At 50.3% G+C, this 6,212-nt stretch carries 3 protein-coding genes; 2 read left to right on the plus strand and 1 reads right to left on the minus strand.

Features of this window, described 5'->3' with window-relative positions:
- Window positions 1-173 precede the first annotated feature (173 nt).
- Window positions 174-1,913, minus strand: coding sequence for an LTA synthase family protein (locus tag B2118_RS07460; RefSeq protein WP_428054694.1), 1,740 nt, complete (start codon window positions 1,911-1,913; stop codon window positions 174-176).
- A 106-nt stretch (window positions 1,914-2,019) separates the two neighbouring features.
- Between B2118_RS07460 and thrS the strand changes: the two genes are divergently transcribed.
- Window positions 2,020-3,771, plus strand: a complete 1,752-nt coding sequence (gene thrS / locus B2118_RS07465) for a threonine--tRNA ligase (RefSeq protein WP_428054696.1) — start codon at window positions 2,020-2,022, stop codon at window positions 3,769-3,771.
- Between the two features lie 87 nt (window positions 3,772-3,858).
- Entirely contained in the window at window positions 3,859-5,613 is a 1,755-nt protein-coding gene (locus tag B2118_RS07470) for a glycoside hydrolase family 3 N-terminal domain-containing protein (RefSeq protein WP_428054698.1), read from the plus strand.
- The last annotated feature ends 599 nt before the right edge of the window (window positions 5,614-6,212 follow it).

Below are 6,212 nucleotides of genomic sequence, written 5' to 3' on the forward strand. Positions count from 1 at the left end.
TGGCCTTTATACCCAGGATGACTTTTATTTTATAACAACATTATTTTGTCGTGTGCCGTCATCCTGGAAAGCCGTAGTCCAGGATCTGTCGTGGTTGTGTCTGTTAGTCGTAGTTGTCATCCCGTAGTGTCTTTATACGGGATCTGCTGTTAGCCGTTGGTGTAAAAAGGCTGTTACTTGACCAAAAAGGTCGTCATCAGGTGGATTAACGCCTTATCCTTTTCGTCTGGTGAGTTCAAGGGGAAAACGCGCTTTTCCTTGTCAGTGGTTACAACGGCGTAATCCTCTTTGATGTCAAAAATACTGCGCCGGGCCGCGGTGTCAAACAAACTGTGGCCAAAGAACCCGCTCGGCGGTTCCACTTGCAATAAGTCCAGCACCGTGGGCGCAATATCCAGTTGGGAAATCAGTTTATTGTCCGCCAGCGGGGCCTTAATCGGCGTTTTGGTAATAATGATAAACGGCAGATTATCAAAATCCGCTTGGTACGGTTTGAACAGTTTATTTGTCGGCGTGTTGGAGTAGGACGGGTGGTCGGCCGTTACCAAAATAAGCGTGTTTTCGTCAAACAGTCCGCGCTTGTTTAAATCAGCCAAAAAGCGTTCCACATCCTGCCCAAACCGCGCAAACGCGCGCGGCAAGGTGGGAATATTATAAAATTCCGCGTCAATTTCCTCGTATTCCTGCCCCAAATAATCCAGTCGGCCCAGCGGAACGTGCGAATCCACAGTAAGGAGCGTCATAAAAAGCGGCTCCTTTTGGTGCTCTTGCAAATATTCGCCCGCATACTTAAAAAGTTGGCGGTCCGTTAAGCCCCACCAGCCAATGTATTCTTTATATTCGGGGCGCGTTTCAAAATAAGTGGCGCCTATTACCTCGTCAAACCCGGCTTGTTTGAACAAAATGTTTTCGTCCATATACGTTTCGTTGGCTCCGCGCAAAAAGGCGGTATGAAACCCCTGCTTTTTAAGTTCCTTTACAAACGAAACGGGATAGCCGTTTTCGTACGCCAGTTGGGCGTATGGGTGCGAGGTAAAAATGACCGTAAGCCCGTAGAGCGTGGAGAGCGTAACGTGCTGTAAGGACGCGGACGGATAGGCCGTCATTAAGTTGTCCAAGGGGGCGCTGGCCTGCGGGGGGATTTTACCGTTCACGCGGTGCAAATATTTATTGGAAAGGGATTCCGAGGCTATCAAAATCACGCGCGTATATTTTTTGCCCGCGGGCGTATTTTTAGCCGAAAATACATTGTACTCTTGGGCCAGTTCTTTTAAGGGTGCGGATAAAGAATCTTCTTGGTGGGCCTGCGGGCGTTTGGCCAGCACGGCATTAACCGTATAGACGATAGAGGGCGGCACCAGATAAGAGGTATAAAAATTGTCGGGCCGCGGCAGTAGTTTTAGCGGGTTTGCCGTATATAATAAGGCAAGCCCCAGCAGACATACCGCCAGGCGGCTAATGGCGGTTTTGCGCGTGGACTTTTGGAAATATCTTTTTGCCGCAAAAATGCAAAAGGCCGCCAATACTAAAAAGTAGGAGATTACGCGCCAATCCTTTAAGAAGTCATAATCGCCGCCTTCCATTGTGTTTAAATACTTGGCGCCGAAGCGTTCTTTAAAGTACCACAATAAAATAAGGTCCGCGGTCATCGTCAAATAATACACAAACGCCACCGCCGCCAGCACCCACTTGTTTTTTACGCCCAACAGGTGCAACAGGGATAATAAGGCGCCCAAAAATAAAAATTCGCACGCCAGTTTAACGCCTTCCAACTCCAGTAAATTGGCGGTTGTCAGCCGGCCCAGTTGGTTTAAGCCGAACGCGCCCAACAAAAGCGCGGGTATTGATAAGCAAAGCAGTAGTTTCCAATCGTTTTTAAAGGGGGATAAAAGGTATTTTTTTATTACGTCCATATCCGTTCGTGTTCCTCTCAATTTGATATAATTATTATATCTTAATTGAGGACCTTTGGCTTCTGGCCCGGTCGTTGTGGCCGGCAGAGCCATAGCGCAAACCAGTATGGAAAATAACGACTTACAGATTAAGCGCCACTCCTGCGCGCACGTAATGGCGCAAGCGGTGCAGCAGTTATTCCCCGGTACAAAATTAGGTATCGGTCCGGCTATTGAAAACGGCTTTTATTACGATTTTGATTGCCCCCACCAGTTCGTGCCAGAGGATTTAAAGGCCATTGAAGCCAAGATGAAGGAAATCATCAAGGCCCGCCAACCCTTTGAACGCAAAGAAATGAGCAAGGACGAAGCAAAAGCCTTCTTTGAAAAACGCGGCGAAACGTACAAATTGGAACTTTTGAAGGATCTCCCGGACGGAGAAATTACCGTCTATGTAAACGGCGACTATGCCGACCTGTGCCGCGGCCCGCACGTGGAACACACGGGCAAAATTAACAGTTTTAAACTTACCACTATCGCCGGTGCGTATTGGCGCGGGGACGAAAAACGCCCGATGCTCCAACGCATCTACGGCCTGTGCTTTAACACCAAGGACGAACTGAACGCCTATGTAAAGCAACAGGAAGAAGCCGCCAAACGCGACCACCGCAAATTGGGGCCGGAACTGGACCTTTTCAGCATTAACGACCACGTCGGTCCGGGGCTTATTTTAATGCACCCCAAGGGCGGTATGTTGCGCAAAATTTTGGAAGACTGGATTAAAGAACAGAACTTGAAACGCGGTTACGACTTGGTCGTCAGCCCGCATATCGCGCGCCTGCATTTGTTTGAAATCAGCGGACACGCCGGGTTCTATTCCGACAGTATGTTCCACCCGATGGAAGTGGACGGCGAAAAATACCAGATTAAACCGATGAACTGCCCCTTCCACGTGGAAATTTATAACACCCATTTGAGAAGTTACCGCGACTTGCCGTTGCGCTTCTCCGAATTGGGCACGGTATATCGTTATGAACGCTCTGGCGCCTTGCACGGCTTGCTGCGCGTGCGCGGGTTTACGCAGGACGATGCGCACATCTTCTGCACGCCCGAACAGGTGGAAGACGAAGTCAAACAATGCTTTGAATTTGCAATGCACATTTTTAAGACCTTTGGCTTTGAAAAATACGCTGTGGAACTTTCCACCCGCGACCCCGAACACCCGGAACATTTCACGGGCGACGTGGCCGATTGGGAACGCGCCGAAAACGCCTTGAAGCACGTGTTGGAAACGAACCATATTCCTTACACCACTCACGCGGGCGAAGCCGCCTTCTACGGCCCCAAGATTGATATTAAGGTTATGGACGCTATTGGCCGCTTGTGGCAGTTGTCCACGATTCAGTTTGACTTCAATCTGCCCCAGCGCTTTAATTTGGAATATGTGGCCCCCGAAGGCCGCAAACGCCCGATTATGGTCCACCGCGCGATGTTCGGATCTATTGAACGCTTTACGGGTGTGATTATTGAGCACTACGCCGGGTGGTTCCCGCTTTGGCTGGCCCCGGTGCAGATTAAACTCTTAACGCTCACCGACGACCAAATTCCGTTCGCCAAAGAAGTGGCCGCCAAAATGCGCGAAGCCGGCCTGCGCCCCGAACTGGATATCAGACCCGAAAAACTGGGCTTGAAAATCCGCGAAGCGCATATGCAGCGTATTCCGTACACCGCCATTATCGGCGCGAAGGAAGCGGCCGAGGGCAAGTTGACTATCCGCTTGAAGGGCGGCGAAAACACTCAGCCCTTGACGGTGGAAGAAGTAATCGCCAAAATGAAAGAGGAAGTAAAATCTTACAGTTTGACGAACTTGCTTAAATAAGCCTGTATTTGATATAGAAAAGACCCCGGGTTTTACCGCCCGGGGTTTTTATATTTTTCCGCGGTAGTTTTTGTGTATAATACAAGTATGAAAAAATATCTCTTTTTGTGTTTTGCGTTTTTGTTTACGGCCCCGGTGTGGGGCGACACGGTACTGACGGCGGAGTGTGCTAATTCGGGCCGTTGTAGCGCTGGGGTGGAAAACCCCGTGCCGACGGCGGACGATTTAACCTTGCGCGAGCAAGTGGGTCAAACCATTATGCCCCGCGTGTTAATCGGCGAGCAAAAAGCCTTCAAAAAAGCCGTGCTAAACGGCGAGGTTACGGGCTTTTTTATCAAAGCCAAAGAGGGCGCCGTTACGCAGCCCAAAATTACCGCTAAAAACCAAGCGCGCTTTATCGCCCGCCAGCGCAAACGCTTGGAAAAAACAATACGAGACTTAAACAAATGGGCGGCCAAAAGCCCGCACAAAATTCCGCTTTTGTTAGCCGTGGATTACGAGGGGGGCACGGTTACTTCGCCGATGTTTATGGGCCTAAAACAAATGCCGTCCAATATGCTCTTGGCGGCTTCGGGCGATGAAAAAGTGGTGGCGGATATGTACGCCGCTCAGGCCAAGGAAATTTTACTCTCCGGCGCGAATACGGCGTTGGGCCCGGTTACGGACGTTAATTCCAACCCGCTTAACCCCATTATCCAAACGCGTTCGTTTGGGGATAATTCCGCCGACGTCGGACGTTTTTCAAGGGCGGCTTCGCAGGCGCTTGAAAATAACGGGGTGCCGTCTTTTACCAAGCATTTCCCGGGGCACGGGGATACCTCGTCCGATTCTCATTACGAACAGCCCGTAACGGCCCTGCCCGCGGAAGAACTGTGGCAAACGCATATTTCCGCCTTTCAACCCGCTATTACGGCGGGCGGCACGGGCGTATTGAGTGCGCACGTCGTCTATCCGGCCTTGGATAACGAAAATACCGCTTCCTTTTCTGCCAAGATTTTAAAGGGCCTTCTGCGCGAAAAAATGGGCTTTAAGGGCATTATCGCCACGGACGGGCTGGATATGGGGGCCGTAAAGGGCGTGGGCGTGGAGGAAATTGTCCGCCGGGCGTATGGCGCGGGGAACAATTTATTGTTGTTAAGCGGAGACATCCGCGACGTAAAAACCGCCCGCACTTATCCGGGCCGCGCCGCAGATTATGTGGAATATACGCAACTGGCGGCGGAACCGGCGGTGTCTGCCGAGTTTGTGCGCGAATCGGCTGAGAAAATTTTGCAATTAAAGGAACGCCTGGGGCTGTTTCAAAGCCGCGCAGTTACGACGGATACAGGTTTTTTAGCGGCCGCCAAACAAGCCGCCGAAGCAGGGGTAACCTTGGTGCGAGACGGGCAAAATTTGCTTCCACTTAAAGATAAAAAGGTTTGCGCGGTGCTGTTTGCTGACGGTATTTTCAGTTTGCAACTGCGCGCGTTTACAGATACTTTATCCACCTATTTGCCGCAAGTAGCGGCGGTATATGCACCCCGCACGCCCGGGGAGGCTGACGAACAGGCGGCCCGTGCGTGTATGGATGGGGCGGATGTCGTTTTGCTGGGCACTAGCCGCACAAGCGTAATGGACCAAAAACAATATGTTTTGGTGCAGGAACTTTTTAAACAGGCGGAGCAACATAATCAGCCCGCGGCGCTAGTGTCGCTCTTGAACCCGTACGAAATTGCGCTTTACCCGCAGGCTAAAACGGTGTTAGCCTTATATGGTCCTACGGCGGACACGGCGCGGGTGGCGGCGGAAATTTTGCTCGGCTTGCGCCCGGCCAAAGGCCACTTGCCCATTAAATTAAAATAACAGTATTTTTTGATAACCCCCGGGGAACGCCAATTCCTCGGGGATGACAAGGGAGAAAAGGGCTTCTTATTAAATTAGCGGTCATTCTGAACTTGTTTCAGAATCTACCTTATGGGTAGTGGTTGTTATCTAAAAGGTCATACTGGAAGGTTTCTGTCCAGTATCTGTTGTTTTCCACTTTATTAATAACGACAGATCCTGGACTACGACTTTCCAGGATGACGACAACAACTAGCGGCACAATCGGTAGATTCTGAAACAAGTTCAGAATGACCCCCCAATTTTTATAATGGCTTTGTTGTATCTCTTTTTGCCGTTATCCTAGAACGTCGGCCGGCGCGGAGCGTTCCTGTATCTATCGTTTCCCTTTTTTTAATAACAACGGATCCTGGACTACGACTTTCCAGGATGACGACAACAACTAGCGACACAATCGGTAGATCCTGAACCCTATTAATAGACCCCGTACAGAAACCTTACGGGGTGCCGCCTAGCGGTAATGGCGGCAATTCAGGATGACCCACATTTTTATGACGACTAAGCAATGTTGTTTTTGCTGTTGCTGTTGTGTAGTTTGTTATAAAGGGGTTGTTTCGTTT

It is taken from the genome of Candidatus Avelusimicrobium stercoris (assembly GCF_002437085.1).
Taxonomy (GTDB): Bacteria; Elusimicrobiota; Elusimicrobia; order Elusimicrobiales; family Elusimicrobiaceae; genus Avelusimicrobium; species Avelusimicrobium stercoris.

Coding starts and splice junctions, on each gene's coding strand:
- B2118_RS07460 (WP_428054694.1), bottom strand. CDS start 1,913: ATGGACGTAATAAAAAAATACCTTTTATCCCCCTTTAAAAACGATTGG.
- B2118_RS07470 (WP_428054698.1), top strand. CDS start 3,859: ATGAAAAAATATCTCTTTTTGTGTTTTGCGTTTTTGTTTACGGCCCCG.
- thrS (WP_428054696.1), top strand. CDS start 2,020: ATGGAAAATAACGACTTACAGATTAAGCGCCACTCCTGCGCGCACGTA.